Origin of the sequence: Bartonella schoenbuchensis R1, from assembly GCF_002022685.1 — a bacterium.
Taxonomy (GTDB): domain Bacteria; phylum Pseudomonadota; class Alphaproteobacteria; order Rhizobiales; family Rhizobiaceae; genus Bartonella; species Bartonella schoenbuchensis.
The window spans coordinates 1514144-1537405 of record NZ_CP019789.1; the positions used below are offsets into that span (position 1 = coordinate 1514144).

The 23262-nt window shown below is 41.7% G+C and carries 23 protein-coding genes and 3 pseudogenes; 13 read left to right on the forward strand and 13 right to left on the reverse strand.

Translation table 11 applies throughout. The features are described 5' to 3' along the window. Positions 1 to 58: 58 nt before the first annotated feature. The 4 genes and pseudogenes from BscR1v2_RS06830 to BscR1v2_RS06845 all read right to left on the reverse strand — a co-directional run bounded on the left by BscR1v2_RS06830 (position 59) and on the right by BscR1v2_RS06845 (position 3617). Positions 59 to 849: pseudogene (locus tag BscR1v2_RS06830) on the reverse strand (inositol monophosphatase family protein). A 3-nt stretch (positions 850 to 852) separates the two neighbouring features. Then, positions 853 to 1425, reverse strand: a complete 573-nt coding sequence (gene efp / locus BscR1v2_RS06835; protein WP_078690184.1) for an elongation factor P — start codon at positions 1423 to 1425, stop codon at positions 853 to 855. 405 nt (positions 1426 to 1830) lie between these two features. Further along, on the reverse strand, positions 1831 to 2913 hold the full coding sequence (locus BscR1v2_RS06840; RefSeq protein WP_078690185.1) for a tetratricopeptide repeat protein: 1083 nt from the start codon (positions 2911 to 2913) through the stop codon (positions 1831 to 1833). 39 nt (positions 2914 to 2952) lie between these two features. Further along, a pseudogene (locus tag BscR1v2_RS06845) lies at positions 2953 to 3617 on the reverse strand (thiamine phosphate synthase). Between the two features lie 99 nt (positions 3618 to 3716). On the opposite strand from BscR1v2_RS06845, the gene BscR1v2_RS06850 reads away from it, so the two are divergent. Next, complete coding sequence (locus BscR1v2_RS06850) at positions 3717 to 4877, forward strand: OpgC family protein (protein WP_236828999.1); 1161 nt, start codon at positions 3717 to 3719, stop codon at positions 4875 to 4877. Positions 4878 to 4894: 17 nt separating this feature from the next. Here the strand turns inward: BscR1v2_RS06850 and BscR1v2_RS08445 are convergent, their stop codons facing one another. After that, entirely contained in the window at positions 4895 to 5017 is a 123-nt protein-coding gene (locus BscR1v2_RS08445; RefSeq protein WP_257787978.1) for a hypothetical protein, read from the reverse strand. A 35-nt stretch (positions 5018 to 5052) separates the two neighbouring features. Here BscR1v2_RS08445 and BscR1v2_RS06855 point away from each other — a divergent pair, with 35 nt between their 5' ends. Beyond that, complete coding sequence (locus BscR1v2_RS06855; RefSeq protein ID WP_078690186.1) at positions 5053 to 5571, forward strand: DUF1465 family protein; 519 nt, start codon at positions 5053 to 5055, stop codon at positions 5569 to 5571. Positions 5572 to 5715: 144 nt separating this feature from the next. Here BscR1v2_RS06855 and BscR1v2_RS08075 read toward each other — a convergent pair whose 3' ends face one another. Beyond that, positions 5716 to 5883: a hypothetical protein gene (locus tag BscR1v2_RS08075; RefSeq protein WP_153302015.1), complete on the reverse strand. Its 168-nt coding sequence runs from the start codon at positions 5881 to 5883 to the stop codon at positions 5716 to 5718. A 301-nt stretch (positions 5884 to 6184) separates the two neighbouring features. Here BscR1v2_RS08075 and ruvC point away from each other — a divergent pair, with 301 nt between their 5' ends. From ruvC to ruvB, 3 genes are all read left to right on the forward strand, one after another. Beyond that, positions 6185 to 6688 carry a crossover junction endodeoxyribonuclease RuvC gene (gene ruvC, locus BscR1v2_RS06860; protein WP_010704334.1) on the forward strand — a complete coding sequence of 168 codons (504 nt, stop codon included), beginning with the start codon at positions 6185 to 6187 and terminating at the stop codon, positions 6686 to 6688. 3 nt (positions 6689 to 6691) lie between these two features. After that, complete coding sequence (ruvA, locus tag BscR1v2_RS06865) at positions 6692 to 7327, forward strand: Holliday junction branch migration protein RuvA (protein WP_078690187.1); 636 nt, start codon at positions 6692 to 6694, stop codon at positions 7325 to 7327. A gap of 78 nt (positions 7328 to 7405) precedes the next feature. After that, entirely contained in the window at positions 7406 to 8497 is a 1092-nt protein-coding gene (gene ruvB / locus BscR1v2_RS06870) for a Holliday junction branch migration DNA helicase RuvB (RefSeq protein WP_078690188.1), read from the forward strand. On the opposite strand, the gene BscR1v2_RS08380 is transcribed toward ruvB, so the two are convergent. Beyond that, on the reverse strand, positions 8427 to 8687 hold the full coding sequence (locus BscR1v2_RS08380) for a hypothetical protein (RefSeq protein WP_236829029.1): 261 nt from the start codon (positions 8685 to 8687) through the stop codon (positions 8427 to 8429). The genes ruvB and BscR1v2_RS08380 overlap by 71 nt on opposite strands. A 72-nt stretch (positions 8688 to 8759) precedes the next feature. Here BscR1v2_RS08380 and ybgC point away from each other — a divergent pair. The 6 genes and pseudogenes from ybgC to BscR1v2_RS08155 form a co-directional block, all read left to right on the forward strand. Next, a pseudogene (ybgC, locus tag BscR1v2_RS08385) lies at positions 8760 to 9176 on the forward strand (tol-pal system-associated acyl-CoA thioesterase); the annotation flags it as partial. A gap of 175 nt (positions 9177 to 9351) precedes the next feature. Further along, positions 9352 to 10065 (forward strand): protein TolQ, encoded by a 714-nt coding sequence (gene tolQ, locus BscR1v2_RS06880; protein ID WP_078690190.1) that lies wholly within the window; start codon positions 9352 to 9354, stop codon positions 10063 to 10065. A gap of 10 nt (positions 10066 to 10075) precedes the next feature. Then, on the forward strand, positions 10076 to 10528 hold the full coding sequence (gene tolR, locus BscR1v2_RS06885) for a protein TolR (RefSeq protein WP_078690191.1): 453 nt from the start codon (positions 10076 to 10078) through the stop codon (positions 10526 to 10528). A 122-nt stretch (positions 10529 to 10650) separates the two neighbouring features. Next, positions 10651 to 11772, forward strand: a complete 1122-nt coding sequence (locus BscR1v2_RS06890) for a cell envelope biogenesis protein TolA (protein WP_078690192.1) — start codon at positions 10651 to 10653, stop codon at positions 11770 to 11772. A 99-nt stretch (positions 11773 to 11871) separates the two neighbouring features. Continuing rightward, positions 11872 to 13206 (forward strand): Tol-Pal system beta propeller repeat protein TolB, encoded by a 1335-nt coding sequence (gene tolB / locus BscR1v2_RS06895; protein WP_078690193.1) that lies wholly within the window; start codon positions 11872 to 11874, stop codon positions 13204 to 13206. A 906-nt stretch (positions 13207 to 14112) separates the two neighbouring features. Further along, positions 14113 to 14310, forward strand: coding sequence for a hypothetical protein (locus tag BscR1v2_RS08155; RefSeq protein WP_153302016.1), 198 nt, complete (start codon positions 14113 to 14115; stop codon positions 14308 to 14310). 4 nt (positions 14311 to 14314) lie between these two features. On the opposite strand, the gene BscR1v2_RS06900 is transcribed toward BscR1v2_RS08155, so the two are convergent. The 4 genes from BscR1v2_RS06900 to tkt form a co-directional block, all read right to left on the reverse strand. Continuing rightward, positions 14315 to 15346, reverse strand: a complete 1032-nt coding sequence (locus tag BscR1v2_RS06900; RefSeq protein WP_078690194.1) for a class I fructose-bisphosphate aldolase — start codon at positions 15344 to 15346, stop codon at positions 14315 to 14317. A gap of 97 nt (positions 15347 to 15443) precedes the next feature. Beyond that, positions 15444 to 16637 (reverse strand): phosphoglycerate kinase, encoded by a 1194-nt coding sequence (locus tag BscR1v2_RS06905; protein WP_078690195.1) that lies wholly within the window; start codon positions 16635 to 16637, stop codon positions 15444 to 15446. 277 nt (positions 16638 to 16914) lie between these two features. Continuing rightward, a complete protein-coding gene (gene gap / locus BscR1v2_RS06910) occupies positions 16915 to 17922 on the reverse strand; it encodes a type I glyceraldehyde-3-phosphate dehydrogenase (protein ID WP_078690196.1) in 1008 nt (335 codons plus the stop codon). Beyond that, positions 17919 to 19925 (reverse strand): transketolase, encoded by a 2007-nt coding sequence (gene tkt / locus BscR1v2_RS06915; protein ID WP_078690197.1) that lies wholly within the window; start codon positions 19923 to 19925, stop codon positions 17919 to 17921. Before tkt ends, gap begins: the two co-directional genes overlap by 4 nt. Before the next feature lie 353 nt (positions 19926 to 20278). On the opposite strand from tkt, the gene BscR1v2_RS06920 reads away from it, so the two are divergent. Next, positions 20279 to 20554, forward strand: a complete 276-nt coding sequence (locus tag BscR1v2_RS06920; protein ID WP_078690198.1) for a DUF4164 domain-containing protein — start codon at positions 20279 to 20281, stop codon at positions 20552 to 20554. Between the two features lie 11 nt (positions 20555 to 20565). Then, positions 20566 to 20931, forward strand: coding sequence for a cell division protein ZapA (locus BscR1v2_RS06925; protein ID WP_010704347.1), 366 nt, complete (start codon positions 20566 to 20568; stop codon positions 20929 to 20931). Positions 20932 to 21160: 229 nt separating this feature from the next. On the opposite strand, the gene pyk is transcribed toward BscR1v2_RS06925, so the two are convergent. Together pyk and BscR1v2_RS06935 are read right to left on the reverse strand one after the other, a co-directional pair. Beyond that, positions 21161 to 22597: a pyruvate kinase gene (gene pyk, locus BscR1v2_RS06930; protein ID WP_010704348.1), complete on the reverse strand. Its 1437-nt coding sequence runs from the start codon at positions 22595 to 22597 to the stop codon at positions 21161 to 21163. Further along, positions 22594 to 23148, reverse strand: coding sequence for a DUF1036 domain-containing protein (locus BscR1v2_RS06935; protein ID WP_078690199.1), 555 nt, complete (start codon positions 23146 to 23148; stop codon positions 22594 to 22596). The genes pyk and BscR1v2_RS06935 overlap by 4 nt, the downstream gene beginning before the upstream one ends. Positions 23149 to 23262: the final 114 nt, after the last annotated feature.

Consider the following 23262-nt stretch of genomic DNA (forward strand, 5'->3'; position numbering starts at 1 on the left):
ATCTTATAAACTCACGCGCTTGGCGCACATCTTAATTGCCAGTTATAATCTGGCCTTTTTACACACCTTTTTTAAGGGTTTGACTTAATTGAGCATGAATAAATTCATTACCAGCAATGATGTTTTTGTGCCAAACATAGCACTCCCACCATCTTTATCACTAACAAAACCACCCGCTTCACGAACGATGATAATTCCCGCAGCCATATCCCAAATTTGCAGGTTATCTTCCCAGAACCCATCTGTTCTTCCTGCAGCCACATACGCCAAATCAAGAGAAGCCGCACCAAAACGGCGAACACCAGAAACTTCACTCATAACATTGCGCAACTCAACAAGATAGTGCCCATGATTGCGCCCTCCAAAATGGGGCATTCCTGTTGCAATCACACATTCCCCCAATTTACGCCGTGCCGCCACACGGCAGCGCCGATCGTTTAAAAAAGCTCCACACCCGCGTTCAGCTGTAAAAAGCTCATCTAAAATAGGGTTATAAATCACGCCAGCAACAATCTGCCCTTGACGTTCCAAAGCAATAGAAACAGCAAAAAAAGGAATACCATGTAAGAAATTTGTTGTACCATCTAAAGGATCAACAATAAAACGATGTTGAGAATCCTCCCCAATAATTTCTTCTGATTCTTCCATTAGAAAACTAAATTTAGGCCGTGCCTTTATCAATTCAGAAAAAATAATCTTCTCAGCTTTGCGATCTGCCTGGCTCACATAATCAGCCGGCCCCTTTAAAGACACTTGTAAGTTTTGAACCTCACCATAATCACGCACCAAAGAGCGGCCAGCCTTAAGGGCAGCTTGAACCATGATATTCATGATCGCAGAACGTGCCATATTTTATCCCTTTTCATTTGTGCGACGCACATAAATTAATTCATTGGTGTCAACAACAACACGTTCCCCAACCTGAATGAAAGGTGGCACGAGAATACGAATACCATTTTCTAAAATCGCAGGCTTATAAGATGAGGTAACAGTTTGCCCTTTAATTGCAGGTTCAGTCTCAGCAATTGTCACAACAACCTGATCAGGTAGCGATATGCCAATTGGTTTTTCTTGATAAAGCTCAACCGTGACAACCATTCCATCTTGTAAAAAAGCAGCGCGATCACCGACAAAATCTTTGTGCAATTCAAGCTGTTCATAAGAACTTGAATCCATAAAAACCAACATCTCACCTTGCTCATAAAGGAATGTGAAATCCTTTTGTTCAAGCCGCACTCTCTCAACAGTCTCAGCAGCACGAAACCGTTCATTGAGTTTTGTTCCATCAATCAGATTTTTCATCTCAACCTGGTTAAAGGCACCACCTTTTCCTGGCTTGACAGCATTGCATTTAACAGCAACCCACAAACCTCCTTGATGCTCGATAACATTTCCAGGGCGAATTTCATTACCATTAATTTTCATCGTGTATATTCCATTTGATCCCTTTAAAGACCCATTAATTTTTCCAGGTCTTATCTGGCTTTTTCAAGCCATTGCATCTTTTAAAGCTTCATTAAGCTTCATTTTATTCTTTCAAACCATTATTATTTTCTCAAACCATTATGGTTTTTAAAGCCTCATTTGGTTTTTTCAAATAAGAATCGTTGTGTACCCTAGCTTTTCAGCTTTTTGCAAGACTATAAAGCACCTCGGCAAAAAACCTTAAATAATTTTGCAAAAAAACCACCCTTATATAAACAATCACCCTATAGGATTTGCAAAAAAACACTTTTATGAAAACTACTCAAAAATGATTTGGTGAAAATAATCTCCTAAAACCATCAATCAATCTTCACCCAAAATGCACAATCTGCACCCAAAATGTGCTTAAAGAACAGGTATGAATGCGATCGCTTTTTGTTCTGCTTCCTTTAATTGAGCCTCATCCATTCCCTGGAGCATCACTTCAAGATCAGAAGCTTGCACTTTCGCCTTCTTTGCCACCATATACCACGCAGCAGCAGTAATAATATCGCCCTCTACCCCTATTGCATCGCGATAAAGTCTTGCCAGATTAACTTGTGCCACCGCAACCATTTTAACGGCATTATCAAACAGCAAATAAAAAGCCCGTTTAAAATCGGTTTCCCCACCACGGCCTTCAATCAACCATTGTGCCAACAGCATTTGAGCCATAAGGTGCTTATTTTGGGCTGCAACCTCAATCAATCTTCGTGCGTTATAATCATCTTTCGGTTTTGTTAAAGTCCCCTCAGACAAAATCTTTGCAGCAGCAAAAGCAGCCTCAGGGTCACCAAGAGCAGCACCCTTTAAAAACAACTTCAAAGCCTGTTCTTTTGCTTCATCTTGTTTGTTTTGTAAAGTCACACCTTCAAGATCGTTTTTTTCATCAAACGCTTTATGAAGAAGAATTTGCCCATAATAGAAATAGGCTTCCCTCACACCAGCATGCAGTGCTTTTTGAACAAATTCTATGCCACGCTCTTTGTCCTTTGTGACAAAGGTCCCACTAAACAACATAAGGCCATAGCGCAGTTGTGCTTGTGGGTCCCCGTGTTTTGCAGCGCTTCCAAACCATAAAGCAGCACGCTCACCATCAAGGGGAACAGCATATCCTTCCATATACATTTGACCAATCAAAGTTTGCGCAGCTGGATCATTGTATTCAGCACGTTTGAGTGCTTCATGAAAAGCTTTTAAATAATTGCCTTGCATATAATAATCATAGGCTTCATCATATTGGCCTGCTTTTAATACTTGAGCAGAACTCTCATGATCTTGGGCTTTTGCAGTGTTTTCAGGCACCTTTAAAGTGGATTCATCTGGTGATTCTTCTATCTTACTAGATTCAACTTCAACATCTTGTGCTTCTTCTCCCACAGGGTCTGCAACAGCAGAAAAAGACAAAAAAGCTGTAAAAATCAACACACACGCAAACACTTTACTCATAAGATACCCTCTGCCCGCTCATTATGAATATCCTTATTCCTATGATAAAGGATGATTTTTGCATTTTTCTTTAACCCTATCAAGTACAATAAAGGGGTGATCATGAGCAAAAATCATCTCTTCAATGGCAATAAATTCGCATGTCGTCTCTAAAGTTTCATCAATAGTTGCAAGGTCACTGCCTGCTTGAATAATAGCAGGTACTTCCATAATCTCAGCCCACCATTTTGCCAATGCAATATTTCGAGGATGGGAGGATGGTTTTTTATCAGCACCTAATTTTCCAAAAAACACATAATCAACCCCAGCTTCAGCAACACTCATAGCACAGTGACGTGTTCGTAAATTCCCAAAACCAACTATTTTTTGGTTTTTTTCTGATTTTCCAATACGTCAAAAGCATCAAGACCACCCTCCAAATGCATCCCATCAGCTTTAATTCTGCCAGCAACACGGCTATCTTCAGCAATAATAAGGGCAGCGCCATTGTGTTGAATATCATCAGCATACATCTTGGCACTATTTTGTAAAAAAGCACCATCGCCCTGATCAACAAATGAATCATATAAAATAATGCACGCAAAGGACTTTGTTTGAAAGATCTGGCGTAAAAATGCAGGCTCAATAACACGACGAACATCCAATGTTAGAACCAACTGAGGAAAAGAACAATGTTCAATTGGTTTATTTTTCTGATGGACCATACAGCCTCCCTTCAAGATTAAATTAAATAAAGATTTATTTTATTATCACGCTTTGTTAAAGGCAGATTTACCCCTTTCATCATGAAGAAGGATTTTTCGATGGCACATCATAGCACTTCCCCTCACGACACACTCCTTTCAAATTATGATAGGCATATCCCTCCTTTATCTTACCGTGATACCCGTATTGATGTGTTGCGTTCTTTAGCGCTGTTGACGATTTTCATCAATCATATTCCTGGAACATTTTATGAGCATCTCACACACAAAAACTTCGGTTTTTCTGATTCGGCAGAAATATTTGTTTTGCTTTCAGGTGTTGCTCTCGGGTTAAGCTTTCATACTCAAGCCCTCAAAAGCTGTTTTACTTTATATTTGCAAAAACTTTGGAAAAGAGCTTTTGTGCTTTATAAAGCACATCTTTTTACCACCTTTACCACATTAGCCCTCTTTTTGGGAGCCTCTATTCTTTGGCACTCAGAACAACTTTCATCTCAGAATAATGTGGGTATATTTCTAACACAACCTTTCATCACATTTTTAAGCATTTTAAGCCTTGGCCATCAACTAGGCTATAATAATATTCTTTCTCTTTATATTGTTTGTATGTTGTTTGCTCCTTTTGCCCTTTATTTCACTGGCAAACATAAAGGTCTTCTTCTTTTCATATCATTGATGATATACCTTATATGTGGCTTTTATAGCATTGCACCACCTTCTTATCCACTCCAAGGGCAGTGGTTTTTAAACCCTTTATCGTGGCAGTTTCTTTTCATTATCGGGTTAACAAGCGCTATATATCTCAAACAAGGAGGGAAAATCATCTTTCGTCCTTTAATTGTGATTGTCTCAGCAAGTTATCTCGTGTTTGCACTGTTATGGGTGCGCCTAGAGTGGTGGGGAAGTTTTGGATCATCTGACTGGTCTTCACCCCTCATGAATTTTAATAAAACTTTCTTAAGCCTTCCCCGCTTGGTACACATTTTAGCCTTAGCGTCTCTAATCCTTTGCCTTCCCTGTTTGCATGAACGATTTCACGTCTCCCCAAAGCACCCCTTAGCGATTTTAGGCAAACAGGGCTTACCAGTTTTTGTCACCGGCACTATTTTTGCAATGTGTGGGCAAATTTTTAAAACACTAACGACAAGCACATTTTTTTCCGACACTCTCTTGATAATAAGCGGTATCGCAATACAATTTGCTGTAGCATACTATTATGAAAGTCAAAAAACACATCGTCCTGTACCTTCTAAAAGATAAAACAAATTTATAAATATTTATAAATATTGTCCATCTTGCTCATTAACCTTAGCGTAAGAAGTGTATTGCGTAATTGTCTTTAAAAAGGCATCCTCTACAACAATGAGAAAATGAATCTTTAAATCGGTCTTTAGTGTCATTATTTTTCTCATATCACAGTTTGGAGTATAAAAACGTGAATGCACATGAACCTTCAAAAGATAAAACCATTATCATGATGGAACACGATGCTTTTGAAAGTGTTTTTAACCGCCTCTATGAAGAGACGATGGACCTTATTGAAGAAACAGCAGACTATATTGATAAAGAAGGTAAATGTGCTGCTCGTCACCTTCCAGTCGAAACTTCTGCACTTTATGCAAAAGAAGCCATGTATTTAAGTACACGGCTAATGCAAATTGCCTCTCGACTGTTGCTTTTTCGTGCAGGGCGTGAAGGGGAAATGTCTCCCAAACAAATACAAAAAGAGATTGCAAAAATTTCTCTTCATACACCATCACTAGGACCTCAGGCTGCTCATTGGACAGAATTGCCAGAAATTTTCCGCCACTTTGTAGCACGTTCTTTGCGTTTAGAAGAACGTATGCGCCATGTCAGTTATGATATCGATCAAGCCTCTTGCAAAACCTTAAAAAAGAACAATCCTGTAACCAAACAAATTCAATTGCTCAAACGTGCTTTTCGACGCTCTTAAAAAACCTTGCCACCATTTTAAAAACCAGCCTCCTCACAACTGCTACAAGCACTTTCAACCTTACACCTTCCCCTTCCCTTACCTCTTAAATGCCATCCTCTTCCACCAACGTTTCCCCCAAACTCCTGACCCTCTTCTCCCAAGCTATCTCCCCAATCTTCCAAACCCCCACCCTCTCACATTATAATACCTCACCTTCCACCAACACAGCTCAATCTTGCTTCCATCAATGCAAGCTTCATGCTCCTCCACACCCTTGCCAAAAATGCCTTCACCAATGCTCCCACCCCTCATCACTTTAAAACTCTCCATTCCCTCCATCCATTCTCAATCTCCTGCCCTTTCCCATCATCCTCAAACCTCTTTGAAATCTTGCCCCCATTTTATAAAACCAGCTCCTCACCACCGCCACCAGCACTTTCAGCGCTACACATTTCCCTTCATTAAGGGAACCCAATTCTTTTTTACAAATCATTTTTATTATGCTCTTTTAATATTTCATTGTATTCTTTTAGTGTTTTTACTGTATTCTTTTGGATTGTATTAATGTTTCTATGTTCTTTTTATGTATTGCATCTATTCAAGAACAAAGAAATAACATAGGCTTAATCATATGGTAAAAGCGATTCGTATTATAGGCATCGATCCTGGATTACAGCGAACAGGGTGGGGCGTCGTTGATCTATTAGGCAATCATCTACACTTTATTGCATCAGGCACACTGCGCTCTGATGCAAAAAGCCATCTTGCTTCCAGGTTATATCAACTTCATCAAGGGCTGTCTGATGTTGTGCACCGTTTTATGCCCCATGAAGCAGCTGTTGAAAATGTTTTTGTCAACAAAGATGCCACTGCCACTTTAAAACTTGGCCAAGCACGTGCCATTGCACTTCTTGTACCAGCTCAAGCAGGTCTTCCAGTTTCTGAATATGCCCCAAACACCATCAAAAAATCCGTTATTGGTGTGGGCCATGGCGCAAAAGAACAAATCCATATGATGGTCAAAACTCTTCTCCCACGCGCTGAATTTGACAGTAGTGACGCAGCTGATGCACTGGCACTGGCACTTTGCCACAGTACCCACCGTACTAACTTATCCTACAGCTCACAAGGTTAATACATGATCGGCAAATTAAAAGGCATACTCGACAGCATCTGTGACGATCACATCATTCTTGATGTGCAAGGTGTGGGGTATAGCGTTTTTGTGTCAAACAGGCTTTTATCTTCTTTACCAACCCTTGGTGAACATTTAAACCTATTTATTGAAACGCATGTTCGTGCAGAGGCCATTCGCCTTTTTGGTTTTACCACAAAAGCTGAACGAGATTGGTTTTGCCTTTTGCAAAATGTGCCAGGGGTAGGTGCAAAAGTTGCCCTAGCTATTTTAGGAACTTTATCACCTGGTGAACTTGCCCAAGCAATTGCATTAAACGACGTGGCAATGATCAAACGTGCTCCTGGTATTGGTCAAAAAGTTAGTGAAAGAATTATAAGCGAATTCAAAAACAAAGCACTGCCCTTTAATGAAGAAAGCAAAAATACCGCACATCTTGCTTCCAATCTTCAGGCGCAAGAAACCAATCAACCAGTCAATGATGCACTATCAGCTTTAACCAAGCTTGGTTTTGATCGTGATCAAGCAGCACAAGCTTTGTCCTGCGCCCTCTCTAGCCTTGAAGAGGAAACTGTTTCCTCAGCGCTTCTCATTCGCCATAGCCTTAAACTGCTTTCCAATTCATCCAACACAAGGTAACTTTTTAAAATACAATAAATATTTTCTGCTCAGACAATATAAGGTAACTATACAAGGTAACATATATACAAGGTAACAATGCGTAAAGATGAAAGCCAACGCCTTCTTGGTGCCATACCCCTTCCCAATGACCCAGACCGTTCCTTAAGGCCACAAGTCCTTGATGATTTTATTGGTCAAGAAGCAGCACGTGCAAACTTAAAAATATTTATTGAAGCAGCAAAAGCGCGCCAAGAAGCTTTAGATCACGTTTTATTTGTAGGGCCGCCAGGGTTGGGAAAAACAACACTTTCGCAAATTATGGCTAAGGAATTAGGCGTTAATTTTCGTTCAACATCAGGGCCAGTCATCGCCAAAGCAGGTGATTTAGCAGCCCTTTTAACCAACTTAGAAGAACGTGATGTTTTGTTTATTGACGAAATTCACCGTTTAAATCCAGCCATTGAAGAAATTCTTTACCCAGCAATGGAAGATTATCAACTTGATCTCATCATTGGTGAGGGGCCAGCAGCACGTTCAGTCAAAATTGAGCTTGCTAAATTTACCTTAGTGGCAGCAACCACCCGTTTAGGGTTATTGACCACCCCTTTAAGGGATCGTTTTGGCATTCCCATCCGGTTAAGTTTTTATACCATAGAAGAATTAGAATATATCGTTAAGCGTAATGCCCGCCTCTTTTCAGTCCAGATAAGCGATGATGGCGCCCATGAAATTGCATGTCGTGCACGTGGAACCCCGCGTATTGCAGGAAGACTGTTGCGCCGGGTTTGTGACTTTGCTCTGGTTAAAGGTGCAGAAAAAATTGACCGCTTCATTGCAGATGAAGCCCTCTCGCGCCTTGAGGTTGACCACCTCGGCCTTGACCCTCTAGACAGGCGCTACTTGATCCTCATTGCACAAACTTTTCTAGGTGGCCCCGTTGGCATTGAAACAATTGCGGCTGCTCTCTCAGAGCCACGTGATGCCATTGAAGATATTATTGAACCTTATTTGCTGCAACAAGGTTTTATTCAGCGTACCGCTCGCGGGCGAATTATTACAGAAAAAGCTTGGGCACATTTAGGGCTTTGTCCCCCTGAACCAGCAGCCTCACAAAAATCTACCCCATCAGCTGACACACAAGATCATTCCTCAACACAACCCACTCTATGGGAAAAAGAAGATGACTAAAACCACCACCAATAACACGCACACAACCAACCCTCACGCTCATAACCACCCCAACAATACTGGCACCAGCAATACGCTCCCCAATACCCCTCACCCTCATAACACGCTCCCCAATATCCCCCACGCCGACATCCCCCATACCAACAATTCTCACACTAACAATCCTCGCACTCATAATCCTCACACTCATAATCTTCACGCCAACAATACTTGTGTCAACAACACTTCACCCAATCAAAGCAGTGGTAGTTTAGCTTATGTTCATGACCTCCCCACAAGAGTTTATGTTGCAGATACCGATTTTTCTGGTGTCGTGTATCATGCGCGTTATTTGGAATTTTTTGAGCGCGGGCGCTCAGAGTTCTTGCGAAACATAGGGTGCAACAACACACAGTTAGCATCAGGCGCACGATTTGCATCAAGCACAGGAGAAAAACTATTTTTTGTCGTGCATCGCATAGACATTACTTATTCCCGCCCTGCACATATTGATGATCTCTTAACGGTTAAAACACGACTAGAGTGTGTTCAAGGGGCACGTTTTTTCATGAATCAACAAATCATGCGTGACAACACCCTGTTAGCTGAAGCAAAAGTAACGCTTGCCATTATGAATCAAGCAGGAAAACCACGCCGTTTACCCAAAGATCTTTTTTCTTCCACACTTGTTTCAAAATGAAACTGCCTTATTTTTAAAATAAAGGGGCAAAATAAGCCGGTTTTAAGCGTTTTTTCTGCTTGAATATCTTTTTGTTTAGGAACTTAAAACTTTGTTTTGTCAAATTTAGAAACTATAAAACAATATGCTTTAATGAGATTTTATACATAAATCTTTCATTTAAAGGAACGATACCATGGCGCACATAGAACTGGCCTCTCCAGATACCCTTGGAATGTGGAGTTTGTTTATGCAAGCCAATTGGGTTGTCAAAGCTGTCATGATTGGGCTTATTCTTGCATCAGTATGGAGTTGGGCAATCATTATCGATAAAATATTCACTTACCGAAAAATACGCTATGACATCAAACAGTTTGAGCAAACTTTTTGGTCAGGCAAATCTTTAGAAGAGCTTTATGTAACCTATCAAAATCAGCATACCAACAGCATCTGTGTTGTTTTTATAGCAGCAATGACGGAATGGAAAAAATCTCTTACCAAAGGGGTTCAACCATCATTGAATTTACAAAGCAGAATTGAAAAAGCTATGGATCTAGCCTTAGGGCGTGAGAGTGCAAAAATAGAATCAAAATTAGGCTTTTTAGCCACACTTGGATCAGCAGCCCCCTTTATTGGTTTATTTGGAACGGTTGTTGGAATTATGAATTCATTTCTTTCAATTTCGGCTTCTCAAAATACATCCCTTGCAGTGGTAGCACCAGGCATTGCAGAGGCTCTTTTAGCAACAGCAATTGGCCTGTTAGCTGCCATCCCAGCGGTGATTGCTTATAACAAACTCATGCATGAAAGCACTCAAATCATAACGCATATAGAAGGCTTTGCTGATGAATTTTCAACGATTATGTCACGGCAAATTGATGAGAAAATAACCTCAAACTCATTACAATAGGTGGTTTTCAATGGCACTTTCTCTTGCTTCTCCTTCTCAGAAAAACACACGAAAACGCCGTCGCTCGCAAAGTCATTTAATCAGCGAAATTAACATCACGCCTTTTGTAGATGTTATGCTCGTTTTACTGATTATTTTTATGGTTTCTGCGCCCCTTTTGGTCAATGGTGTTCCTCTTGATTTACCCCAAAGCCAAGCAGGACCAGTGCAAACAGACCGCCCCCCCCTAACGGTTTCGCTTGATGCACAAGGGCGTTTTGCAATCAATCAAGACTATTACTCTACATCACAAGCATTGATTGCAAAATTAAAAGAGCAGCTATCAACCGATCAAACATTGCAAAACCAACGCATTTTTGTGCGCGCTGCCAAAACTGTTGAATATGAAAAAGTTTTACAACTTCTCGCAAATATTCAAAAGGCCGGTTTTTCGCAAGTTGCTTTGGCTAGTTTAGCGCAATAAAACCATAATATCATAAAGAACTAGATGATCGGCAAAAGGCGCACATAAAACCATACAACAGTACCATAATAGTATCATACAACAGTCGATCAACAGTAGAAAAAGGCTAAGGCTTAAAGAAGATGAATATAAGTTCTCATCATAGCATGAAAAAAAGCTTAGCTTTCTCACTTGCAGCCCATATAGCCATTCTCATCTGGGGTGGAATACATTTGACACATCCCACCTCTTTTCCTCAACACCAATTAGAGGCCATTCCCATCACCTTAGCCCCTCTTGATCAAGAGCTTGCAAGTGCACAAGGCTCAGAAAATGCGCCATTTAACGAACGCCCAGCACCAAAACCAACCACGCGGCCACAAGAAAAAGAAGATGCACACCACATAGGTGATGGAAAACTCGACACTAAAGCCCCCTTAAAGCCAAAAGAAAAACTACAAAATAAAAATGTTGAGACAACACCTCTCTCTTTTGGTGAAAAAGATGCATCTGAAACACAAGCCCAATCCCTTACAACACCAGAAAAACAAGAAATAAAAACACAAACCCCTCCACAAACAACGCCAGAAACTACCTCAAAAACCACTGAAGAAACACCAAAAAATGAAAATATAACACTGCCAGAAGAACAACAAACACCAGAAATACCTGTTCCAACAGAACCTGAAAATAAACCACAGCCAACCACCGTTCAGCTACCAACAAATGTCCCTCGTCCAACGACAAAAATGAAGCCAAAACCCACCAAACACGCTTCCTCCCAAAGCGCACAATCTTCTCCAAAAAAAGGTGAACAAACCATTGAAGATATCTTAGCAATGGATGAAAGCAATCTGATCAATCGTGCACGCACACAAGGAGGTGGAGCAAAACGCTCTAAAGAACAAGAATCTCAAGGGGCGCGAAAAGATATTGGCGACACCACAAAAATGGCACAAACCCTTGTCAATCTTGCGGGCGCATGCATTCAAAAAAAGCTTAAACTTGTTGCTATTGGTGGAAATTTAAATAACCGTCCAGTTGTGCGTTTGCAGTTTCAATTAAACCGTAATGGAATGATTATAGGCACACCCATCATTGAACCCCTAAAAGGTGATGAAAGCCAACAAGCCGTCATGGTTCAACAAGTATATGCCGCCGTTTTTGCATGCCAACCCTACCCAGATCTCCCGCGCGACCAATATAACTTATGGGGGCAAGGTTTTGATTTTAATGTTGATCCCCTTCAAGAGAAAGTTCTATAACAAGAAAAAATTCTATAATCTTAAGAGAAAGCTCTTAAAAAGAGAAAACCCGTATAATATGAAGATCTTGTCTCTCTTAAAAGAAAGGATAAATCCAGCATGACAGGAATGAGATACACTCTTTTTTCGTGGTTAATTGTTACCATAAGTGTATGGCTTTCCAGTTTTTCATCAGCCCACGCACAACTGAAGGGGACTATTTCGAGCGCTGATTTTAACCCCATCTCGGTCGCAATAACAGATTTCATATCCAACGATTCAATAGGGCTGAAAATTGCTGCTGTCGTTGCAGCAGATCTTGAACGGTCTGGACTTTTTTCACTACTAAATAAAGCATCTTTTCCTGAAACAATCATCAATCCCGACAGTCAACCACGCTTTCTCGAATGGCAGCATACCAATATTCAAGGGTTGGTCACCGGGCATGTTAATAGAGAAGCAAGTGGACGGCTGAGAGTTGACTTTCGTCTATGGGATGTCTTTGGCAACCGCCAAATCAAAGGGCGGCGATTTTATACAACCCCAGAACACTGGCGACGCGTTGCGCATATGGTTGCAGATGAAATCTACAGTAAAATGACAGGCGAACGTGGCTATTTTGATACACGCATTGTTTTTGTTGATGAAACAGGCCCGCGCGATGCACGAGTTAAACGCTTAGCCATTATGGATCAAGATGGTGCAAACCTAACCTATCTTTCCGATGGGAGCGAATTAGTCCTCACACCTCGTTTCTCACCCAATAGGCAAGAAATTACCTATATGGCATATGATAAGAATAAAACACCTCATGTGTATCTTCAGCAAATTGAAATGGGGCAAAGAGAATTAATTGGAACTTTTGACAATATGACAATTGCCCCTCGTTTTTCGCCAGATGGGCAAAAAGTAATTATGAGTTTATTACAAAATAATGGCAGCGCAAACCTTTACACAATGGATCTGCGCACACGCACCATGACGCGCTTAACCACAACTAAAGCCATTGATACCTCAGCCTCTTATTCACCTGATGGCAAACAGATCGTCTTTTCATCCGACCGCGATGGTACACCACAAATTTATGTCATGAATGCCGATGGCACTAACCCTTACCGTATTTCTTTTAATGAAGGCAACTATTCCACCCCCGTTTGGTCACCGCGCGGTGACTATATCGCTTTTACAAAGCAATTTCAGGGACAATTCTCCATTGGTGTTATGCACCCCGATGGGCAAGGCGAACGGCTTTTAACCACAGGTTTTCATAATGAAGGGCCCACTTGGGCACCCAATGGTCGTGTGCTCATGTTCTTTCGTCAAAATGCGGGTGTAGGAACAAAAATTTACACAATTGATATTACTGGGCGCAATGAACGCCAATTACCAACCCCCCATGATGCCTCTGACCCAGCATGGTCAGCCTTACTTACTGTGCATTCATATAGCAAATAAACAAAAAACCAACCAACACACACCTATCTTGTAATGGCGCTTTATTAATCTTCCACAAACTATAATGAAACCGCCCCCACTCTAATCTAAAACCGCCACTCTCTCAATCACCGCATCTACCTATCACCACCCCCACCCCAATACACCACAACCACTCTACATATTGCATCTCTTATGCGCCATCCAGCGCACATTTTCACACCATGGCCATAACTTCCACCCCACAAACTTCCACACCCCATACATCCACCCTATGCACGCATCCCTACCTATAGGCACACTTGAAAAGCCTTCACTTCAACACCATCCACCACAGCCTCTCCCACATGATACAAACAGATGCACCTTAAGAGAAAAAACCAACCCTGATCATGATCGGTGCACACGAGTCAACGCGTCAGACAACAACTGGCCATTCTCACGATCACCGCATCCACCTATAATCGCCCCCACACCTTACGCATCAGGCCATCCACTCTATACACCACAACCACCCTACATATCGCATCTCTTATGCACCATCCACCGCATGTTTTCACCCCATGTCCATGGTTTCTGCCTATGTAAGCTTCCACACCCCATGCATCCATCTTATGCATGCATCTCCACCCGTGGGCACGCTTAAAAAGCCTTCACTTCAATACCATCACAACCTCTCCCACATGATACAAACAGATGCGCTTTAAGGGCAAACAACCCCTGATCATGATAATGCACGCAATTAACGCCTCAACAACAACTGGCCATTCTCACGATCACCACACCCACTCTATACATACACCCCCACCCCAATACACCACAACCACCCTACATATCGCATCTCTTATGTGCCATTCCACCACACATTTTCACCCCATGTCCATAGCTTCCACCCTATTAGGCTTCCACACCTCATGCATCCACCCTATGCACGCATCCCCACCTATAGGCACACTTGAAAAGCCTTCACTTCAACACCATCCACCACAGCCTCTCCCACATGATACAAACAGATGCACCTTAAGGGCAAAACCCAATCCCGATCATGATGATGCATCACGAGTCAACGTCAACGCGTCGACAACAACTGGCTACTTTCACGATAATCGCGCTTTGCCCACATAAATGGTCAAGCACAAGAATGTTCGTGCTCTTTTGTCCATTGTCCTAAAGCTGCCAGATGGTTCATCCGTGCACGGTGATAAAAAGCCTTTTGTGCAGCTGCAACATTGTCCTGTTTTCCACCCCATGTCTTCAAAGCAGCAGATTGCAACGCACGACCATAAGAAAAAGTCAATGTCCAAGGCCACGAGCCTGAAGCATTCATAGCAGATAAATGAGCCGTGGCTTCTTCATCTGACTGGCCCCCTGAAAGAAAAGCAATTCCTGGAACAGCAGCAGGAACAGTCTGTTTGAGAACACAAAGAGTTTTTTCAGCCACTTCTTCAACACAAGCTTTACGCGCATCTTTCCCATCAATCACCATATTGGGTTTTAAAATCATACCCTCAAGTACGACGCGTGCCTCGAATAATTCTGTAAATACTGTCTTTAAAACCGCTTGCGTTACCTCAAAGCAGCGCGCAATTGAATGCTGGCGCGACTGGCCATCCATCAGCACCTCTGGCTCCACAATTGGCACAAGACCTGCCTCCTGGCATAAAGCAGCATAACGTGCCAAAGCTTGCGCATTTTGGCGTATTGCTCCTCTTGTTGGCAAAGAATACTCATCAATAGCAATCACCGCACGCCATTTGGCAAAACGTGCTCCTAAAGTAAAATAGTCCTTCAAACGTTCCCGAAGGCCATCTAACCCTTCTGTAATCGTCTCATGAGGAAAAGCTGCCAAAGGCTTAGCACCTGTATCAACCTTAATACCTGGCAATGCACCAACATCTCGAATAAGGTCGGTCAACATTCGACCAGAGGATGCTTTTTGACGAATGGTTTCATCAAATAAAATCACACCAGAAATAGCGCATTTCATAGCGTCCTTTGCAGTAAAAAGCATTTCACGATAAGCCCGGCGATGATCCTCATTTGCTTCCAAACCAATTGATTCAAACCGTTTACCAATTGTCGCATTGCTTTCATCTGCAGCCAAAATACCTTTTCCTGCACTGACCAAAGAAAGCGCTATATCTTCAAGACGTTCTTTCATAAAAAGCTCCTCTTTTTTCCCAATTTTTCTCAACAACAATCAACAACAATAGCTCATCAGAAAGCTTCCCATAAGCCATCATATATGCATAACTTACTCAAGCCTGCATTAAAGCCAAAACACCAGGAAGGCTTTTTCCTTCCATCCATTCCAAAAAAGCCCCTCCAGCGGTCGAAAGATAAGTAAAATCATCCGCAACACCCGCATGGTTGAGCGCAAAAACTGTATCACCACCCCCAGCAATTGACACTAACTTACCTTGTTGAGTACATTTTGCAACGTGGCGTGCAACTGCAATCGTCCCCTGATCAAAGGGGGAAACCTCAAAAACACCAAGCGGCCCATTCCACACAACAGTTGCAGCAGTATCAATCATCTCATTAATCTGGGCAATAGAACGCGGGCCAATATCCAAAATCATCTCATTATCAGAGATATCCTCAAGATCACACTGACGATGCGGGGTATTTTTTTCACAACGCAATCCAACCACCACATCCACCGGTAAAACAAGCTCACAGTCATATTCGTGCGCTTTTTCAATAATTTCTTCAACCGTTTCCATTAAAGTGTGCTCATAAAGTGATTTACCAATAGCATAGCCTTGTGCTGCTAAAAAACTATTAGCCATACCGCCACCAATCACCAAAGCATTGACCTTTTGAACCAAATGATTGAGCACAAAAAGCTTACTTGAAACCTTAGCACCACCCACAACAGCCGCTAGCGGATACGTCGGGTCACCAAGCCCTTGTTCTAAAGCATGCAATTCGCGTTGCAAAGAACACCCTGCATAAGAAGGCAAAAAATGCGTAATCCCCTCTGTTGAGGCATGAGCACGGTGAGAAACAGAAAAAGCATCATTCACATAAATGTCAGCACTGCATGCTAAAGCTTCAGCAAAAGCATCATCATTGTCCTCTTCATCTTGATGAAAACGCAGATTTTCAAGAAGCAGAATCTCACCCTCTTTTAAGGCTTGAACAGCAGAACGCACCTCAAGACCAAAACATTTGTCTAAAAAAGAAACTTCCTGCCCCATAATTTTGGAAAGAGCCTGCGCAACAGGACGAAGCGAAAGCTCTGGAACCTTTTGCCCTTTAGGGCGACCACAATGGGAAATCAGTATAATCTTAGCACCGCGCTTTTGCAGTTCAACCAGCGTTTCTTTATGTCGCTTAAGACGTGTCTCATCACATACTTTTCCCTGCAACATCGGAACGTTAAAGTCCACCCGTACCAGCACACATTTTCCTGCAACATCAGCCTCATCAATTGTCCGAAACCCCATTATTTCTCCCTCTTTTTGATTCTTTTCACCAATTGTTTTAGCTTAACTCTTTTATCCAAAAAGTTCTCGCAATCCACATATCTCTTTTTGAAACCTCTCAATTAAACAGCAATACTTCTCTTTAAGTCCAAGAGTAAAAAACAAATGTTCATCTCTATTCTTTTTAAAAAAGACTCTTCTTTTTTAAAAGAAATTTCATGAAGCTTGCTGCACAAAGAAAACTCTCGCTAGCATGCCCATTAAAAAGAAACCAAAGCTCCTCTTTTAGTCCTCTTTTTTACAAGGTTTTGGCAAAAGCCACAGCAGTATCAGCCATGCGGTTTGAAAAGCCCCATTCATTATCATACCAAACAAGAACCCGGCAAAGCTTACCATCAACAACTTTAGTTTGCTCAGCTTGAACAATGGCTGAATGCGGATTATGATTAAAATCACTGCTGACAAGTTTTTCTTCTGTATAATCTAAAATGCCCTTAAGCTGGCCTTGCGCAGCCTCACAAATGGCAGCATTAATCTCTTCAACAGTTGTGGAACGCTGAGCTGTAAAGGTCAAATCAACAACAGAAACATTAGGCGTTGGAACACGAATGGCCACACCATCTAGGAGACCTTTTAATTCCGGCAAAACCAATCCCACTGCCTTAGCAGCCCCCGTTGATGTAGGGATCATAGAAAGAGCAGCAGCACGAGAACGGTAAAGATCACGGTGCATTGTATCTAAAACAGGTTGATCACCCGTATAGGAATGGATTGTCGTCATAAAGCCCTTTTCAATGCCAACAACCTTGTGGAGCACTTGCGCAACAGGTGCCAAACAATTGGTTGTACAAGAAGCATTCGACACCACCTGATGTTCTTTACTTAAAATCTGGTGGTTAACCCCATACACCACAGTCAAATCAGCATCATTAGAAGGTGCAGAAATAAGAACACGCTTTGCACCCGCCACCAAGTGGGCACTGGCTTTATCGCGCTCGGTAAAAAAACCTGTACATTCCAGGGCAACATCAATACCCAAATCCTTCCAAGGTAAATGCGCCGGGTCACGCTGTGCTGTTACCTGAATCAAACCATACCCAACATCAAGTGTATCACCCACCACCTTAACAGGTGCACCAAAACGCCCGTGCACCGAATCATAGCGTAATAAATGGGCATTGGTTTCCACAGAACCTAAATCATTGATCGCAACAACCTCAATATCTTTGCGTCCACTTTCAACAATAGCACGCAAGATAGAACGCCCAATACGACCAAATCCATTAATTGCAACGCGAATACTCATTTGATTTTTCCCTCATTGATTTGTTTCAATCTTTCTTCAACAACAGCAACTACATTTTCACATGTAATCCCAAAATGCATATAAAGATCGTCCATCGGTGCACTTGCACCAAATCCTTCCATACCAATAAATACACCATCACTACCAATAAAATAATCCCATCCTTGCCGAATGGCTGCCTCAACAGCAATTTTAAGGGGAGCATCGCCAATTAAAGCATTTTGATAGGCAGCAGATTGTTCAAAAAACAGCTCAAAACAAGGGACAGAAACCACACGCGTTGGAATACCCTTTTCTTCTAAAATAGCATGCGCTTCTACAATAATTTCCACTTCTGAACCTGAAGCAAAAAGAGTAACTTGAGCCGTATCACTTGCCATGAGTAATTCATAAGCACCAAGCATACATAAATTGTCTTCTTTATAATCCCGGCGCAAAAGTGGTAAATTTTGCCTGCTCAAAGCCAAAGTAGAAGGCGTCTTACATGCCCTCAAAGCCAATTGCCAACATTCCACCGTTTCCACAGCATCAGCAGGCCTGAAAACAAAATGATTAGGAAGTGCGCGCAAAGAAGCCAAATGCTCTACTGGCTGATGAGTTGGCCCATCCTCACCAAGACCGATGGAATCATGGGTCATCACATAAATTACCCGCAACCCCATTAAGGAAGACAAACGCATGGCAGGGCGCATATAGTCAGAAAAACATAAAAAAGTCCCACCATAAGGAATGAACCCTCCATAAAGAGCAAGGCCATTCATCACCGCACCCATTGCGTGCTCGCGAATACCATAGTGCAAATAACGACCTGAAAAATCCTCAGCAGTAATGCTTTTCATCTGGCTTGTTTTTGTACAGTTGGAACCAGTTAAATCAGCAGAACCACCAATGGTTTCAACAACCACCCCGTTAATGACTTCAAGAGCCATTTCAGAAGCTTTACGCGTTGCAACATGCGGACAATCTAAAACCAATTGCTTTTTATATTCATCAAGCACACTCTCAAAGCTACTTACAAGATCGCCACGCATCAACCGTTCAAATTCAGCCCGCTTTGACACAGGTAAAGCAGAAAGCTGTGCTTCCCATTTTTTGCGCTTTTTTGCAGCACTAAGACCTGCCAAACGCCAACTGTCAAGAATATCAGAAGGGACAACAAAAGGCTCTTGTGCCCAACCTAAAGCTTTACGGGTTGCAGCAATTTCTTCTGCCCCCAAAGGTGACCCATGAACCTTATTAGTCCCCCCTTTACGAGGTGCCCCAAAACCAATAATTGTTTTACACGCAATAAGAGTGGGTTTATCAGAAGTTTTCGCCGTCTCAATGGCTCGTGCCAATGCACTTTGATTATGCCCATTGACCTTAATGGTATTCCAACCACACGCTTTAAAACGTGCCACTTGGTCTGTACTATCTGTAAGAGAGATAGCCCCATCGATCGATATATCATTATCATCCCAAAATACAATCAGCTTATTTAGTTTTAAATGACCAGCAAGCGAAATTGCTTCTTGGGCTATACCTTCCATTAAACACCCATCGCCAACCAAAACATAAGTATAATGATTGATCAAATCACCAAAACGTGCGTTTAATAAACGCTCACCCAATGCCATCCCAACAGCATTAGCAAGCCCCTGCCCAAGTGGCCCAGTGGTTGTCTCAACTCCTGCACCATGACCATATTCTGGATGCCCAGCAATTTTAGAACCCATTTGGCGAAAATTGCGGATATCATCAAGAGAGATATCTTCATAGCCTGAAAGATACATTAAAGCATAAAGCAACATTGACCCATGCCCGGCTGATAAAACAAAGCGATCGCGGTTGGGCCAACGAGGGTTTTTTGGGTCATGCACTAAAAATTTTGTGTAAAGAACTGTCGCAATATCAGCCGCCCCCATTGGCAAGCCAGGATGACCAGACTGTGCTTTTTCAATCGCATCAATAGCAAGAAAGCGAATAGCATTGGCCATTTGATTTTGTTGTTCAGTATTTGTCATGAATGATCGACCATTTTTTTAATTTGTTATTTTTCCACAACTTGAAGACATTTTATAATACGTATATACTTTGCTGTATATGTCTTGTAATTACGTCTTTCTATTTTCTTTCTTACACTTTTTATGCCTCTAATTTTACGTTTTTACGCCCTTAAACTATGCCCTAACATGCATGCCAATTATGCTTATAACATTTATGCCAACAGTGTTTAAAAATCCAGTTTTTAATTAATATCAACATCCTGTTTTTCTTGCCAAAATATTCTTTATCTTTCACAATAAAATGCATGCAACAAAAGAGAATGAGTGATTCGTCTTTATAAAAAGGCTTAAAGTTAAAGGATATAATCACTATGAACCAAGAGACTGATATTCTGCCACAAGCTTTAAAGCAACTAGAAAAAGCACTCAGAAACTTAGAGGCTGCCATTACCAATCAGCATACTCTTATCGACAAACACAATGAATGGGAAGCAGAAATTCAACAAATGAACGCTGATCGTAGCCGCCTTGCTCAAGAACTTGATAAATCAGAAGCCCATGCAGAGCGGCTAGAGATAACCAATAAAGAGGTTTCCAAACGGTTGATTCGTGCTATGGAAACAATTCGTGTTGTACTTGACAGGTAAAGGTTTAAACCATGGAAACTGTTTCTGTCACTATTGATGGCAAAATTTATCGTATGGCTTGCGATAAAGGGCAAGAAAGCCACCTTCAGCAGCTTGCTGCCCAATTAGATCAATATATCACACACCTGAAAAATGATTTTGGGGAAATCGGTGATCATCGCTTATCCGTTATGGCCGGCATTATGATTATCGATGAAATGGAAGAAATAAAACGAGAAAATAAAAAATTGCAAGAAAGCTACGCAACTCTCTTACAACAAAACTCTGAACGAGACCAAACCTTAAGCAAAATTGTGCACGAAACAACTGAGCGTATTGAAAAGCTGACCAATCAATTACTCTTGCAAGACGATGAGGCTAATCTCACACCCTCTTAAAATAACAGCAAAAAGCATAAGGCATAAGGTTTTCATGCGTCCAAAAAATCATTCAAATGTCAAATAATCATTTAAATATCACTTAAATGTCAAAGCTTGCAAACACTCAAAGCACAAACCACACATTTTCTAAGCCTTACAGCTTTCAAGCTTTTTGCTAAAAGTTAAGAGTATGCATCTGTTCAACAGGCTTCTTTGAGCACCTTTTTTAAAACACCCTTTAAAAGGGTCAAACACTTTTTGAATTGTTTAAACAACAAGAAGCAATACGCAATAAATTTGTTGCACCAGGCGTTCCAAAGGGAACTCCAGCAATCACAATAAACCGATCACCCGCCTGACAAAAGCCTTCCTGAAAGGCAATTGCAGCTGCACGATGAACCATATCATCTAAATCATGCGCATCCTCACTAACCACACAATGAAGCCCCCAAACCAAAGCTAACCGCCGCGCTGTCTTAACAATCGGCGATAAAGCAATGATAGGTCTGTTTGGGCGTTCACGTGATGTACGCACACCTGTTGCACCTGAAGCAGTATAGGCAACAATAGCTTCTAACTGCAGTGTTTCAGCTATCTGACGGGCTGCAAAAGAAATCGCATCTGGCCCTGTTGCTTCTGGTTTGGGGCGCTGCGCATTAACCATTGTAGCATAGGTGTGATCACTCTCAACCTGCTTTGCAATACGGTCCATCATGCCCACAGCCTCTTCAGGGTAAAGACCAGAAGCTGATTCTGCCGATAACATCACCGCATCAACACCAGCATAAACAGCTGTAGCCACATCAGAAACTTCTGCCCGTGTTGGTACAGGCGCCGTAATCATTGATTCAAGCATCTGCGTTGCAACAACCACAGGCTTTCCTGCCAAACGGCACGCTTTGATAATCTTCATCTGAAGAGATGGCACTTGTTCTAAAGGCACTTCCACCCCAAGATCTCCCCGTGCAATCATAAGACTATCAGAAACATCAATAATGTCTTCTATATGCTCTAAAGCCTGAGGTTTTTCGATCTTAGCCATCAAGGATACTTTGCCTTGCGTTAGCTTTTGAACCGATAAAATATCTTCCGGGTGTTGGATAAAAGAAAGTGCCACCCAATCAACTGACTGTTCTAAAACAGCCATAAGATCAGCATGGTCTTTTGATGTCATCGTCCCACAAGGCAAAACCGTATCAGGAAGATTAATCCCCTTGCGATCAGAAATATGTGTTCCAGCAATCACACGGCACTCAATAGAAGCACCATCACAAGCTTCAGCCAAAAGTTCAAGCTTCCCATCATCCAGCAATAAACGATCACCGGGTTTAACAGCCGCTAAAACTTCCCTATGGGGTAAAAAAACACGCCGTGCATCACCAAGCACATCTTTATTATCTAACGTAAAACGCTGCCCAATAACCAAATTCTCTTTGCCATTTTCAAAACGCCCGATTCGTAATTTCGGCCCTTGCAGATCTGCTAAAATGCCAATAGGCCGACAAACCGCCTTTTCAACAGCCCGTATACGCTCAACCACATCACGCATTGTCGCATGATCTGTGTGGCTCATATTAATCCGAAAAACATCCGCTCCAGCTTTAAAAAGCTTTTCAATCATTGATACTGAAAAAGAAGAGGGACCAAGTGTAGCAATGATTTTAATGTTACGTGCACGTTTCATGGTGAACCCTCCCCTAACCCCCCTAAAGTATTAGGAGACTTTGAAGTTGAATTATTCAAAAAAGGCTTATCAGTTAACTGGACCATCCAACTGGTTTGATTACCTGTATCAATTTCTTCAAATGTAGCCTTTTGAAACCCCCTCGCAAAACAATCATGAACACCCTCAATAACAAATTTGCTATCCTTCACACACATTGTTATAGAACCAACCCAACTGCCTTTTTTTTGTGCATCTTCTGCATATAAATAATAAAACCGTGATGAAAGCGGCCCATCAATCAGGGATTTACACACTGTAGGTGGAATAACCCACCAGCCTTCACTCACCCAGTCTGAAAGTGTGCGATAGCCAAGGGCAATACCCACTGTTTTTTGAGTCATATTACAAACCCGAAAATCAGCTTTTACATATCCGGTAAATAAGAACAAAAGAAGAACGTTTAACAGAAAAACCTTCAACTTTTTATGCCTTCCTTGTCCAAATATACTTTTGTGCTTTTTGACATTTTTAAGCCCAATTTTACAAAAACAGTCCTTACAATAAAACATTCATCCCTTCTTTTCTTTTTTCTTCAAAATACTGCAGCTTTAAAGTGTGATTTATCATATTTTTATTTTATTTCTTTTTTATCTTCTCTTTATCCATGTATAAGCTTATCTTCT

Bases quoted from the DNA above. Each gene is read 5' to 3' on its own strand.
- efp (WP_078690184.1), bottom strand. From the start codon at position 1,425: ATGAAAATTAATGGTAATGAAATTCGCCCTGGAAATGTTATCGAGCAT.
- BscR1v2_RS06840 (WP_078690185.1), bottom strand. From the start codon at position 2,913: ATGAGTAAAGTGTTTGCGTGTGTGTTGATTTTTACAGCTTTTTTGTCT.
- BscR1v2_RS06850 (WP_236828999.1), top strand. From the start codon at position 3,717: ATGGCACATCATAGCACTTCCCCTCACGACACACTCCTTTCAAATTAT.
- BscR1v2_RS08445 (WP_257787978.1), bottom strand. From the start codon at position 5,017: ATGACACTAAAGACCGATTTAAAGATTCATTTTCTCATTGTTGTAGAG.
- BscR1v2_RS08075 (WP_153302015.1), bottom strand. From the start codon at position 5,883: ATGGAGAGTTTTAAAGTGATGAGGGGTGGGAGCATTGGTGAAGGCATT.
- ruvC (WP_010704334.1), top strand. From the start codon at position 6,185: ATGGTAAAAGCGATTCGTATTATAGGCATCGATCCTGGATTACAGCGA.
- ruvA (WP_078690187.1), top strand. From the start codon at position 6,692: ATGATCGGCAAATTAAAAGGCATACTCGACAGCATCTGTGACGATCAC.
- ruvB (WP_078690188.1), top strand. From the start codon at position 7,406: ATGCGTAAAGATGAAAGCCAACGCCTTCTTGGTGCCATACCCCTTCCC.
- BscR1v2_RS08380 (WP_236829029.1), bottom strand. From the start codon at position 8,687: ATGAGTGTGAGGATTATGAGTGCGAGGATTGTTAGTGTGAGAATTGTT.
- tolQ (WP_078690190.1), top strand. From the start codon at position 9,352: ATGGCGCACATAGAACTGGCCTCTCCAGATACCCTTGGAATGTGGAGT.
- tolR (WP_078690191.1), top strand. From the start codon at position 10,076: ATGGCACTTTCTCTTGCTTCTCCTTCTCAGAAAAACACACGAAAACGC.
- BscR1v2_RS06890 (WP_078690192.1), top strand. From the start codon at position 10,651: ATGAATATAAGTTCTCATCATAGCATGAAAAAAAGCTTAGCTTTCTCA.
- tolB (WP_078690193.1), top strand. From the start codon at position 11,872: ATGACAGGAATGAGATACACTCTTTTTTCGTGGTTAATTGTTACCATA.
- BscR1v2_RS08155 (WP_153302016.1), top strand. From the start codon at position 14,113: ATGCACGCATCCCCACCTATAGGCACACTTGAAAAGCCTTCACTTCAA.
- BscR1v2_RS06900 (WP_078690194.1), bottom strand. From the start codon at position 15,346: ATGAAAGAACGTCTTGAAGATATAGCGCTTTCTTTGGTCAGTGCAGGA.
- BscR1v2_RS06905 (WP_078690195.1), bottom strand. From the start codon at position 16,637: ATGGGGTTTCGGACAATTGATGAGGCTGATGTTGCAGGAAAATGTGTG.
- gap (WP_078690196.1), bottom strand. From the start codon at position 17,922: ATGAGTATTCGCGTTGCAATTAATGGATTTGGTCGTATTGGGCGTTCT.
- tkt (WP_078690197.1), bottom strand. From the start codon at position 19,925: ATGACAAATACTGAACAACAAAATCAAATGGCCAATGCTATTCGCTTT.
- BscR1v2_RS06920 (WP_078690198.1), top strand. From the start codon at position 20,279: ATGAACCAAGAGACTGATATTCTGCCACAAGCTTTAAAGCAACTAGAA.
- BscR1v2_RS06925 (WP_010704347.1), top strand. From the start codon at position 20,566: ATGGAAACTGTTTCTGTCACTATTGATGGCAAAATTTATCGTATGGCT.
- pyk (WP_010704348.1), bottom strand. From the start codon at position 22,597: ATGAAACGTGCACGTAACATTAAAATCATTGCTACACTTGGTCCCTCT.
- BscR1v2_RS06935 (WP_078690199.1), bottom strand. From the start codon at position 23,148: ATGTTTTATTGTAAGGACTGTTTTTGTAAAATTGGGCTTAAAAATGTC.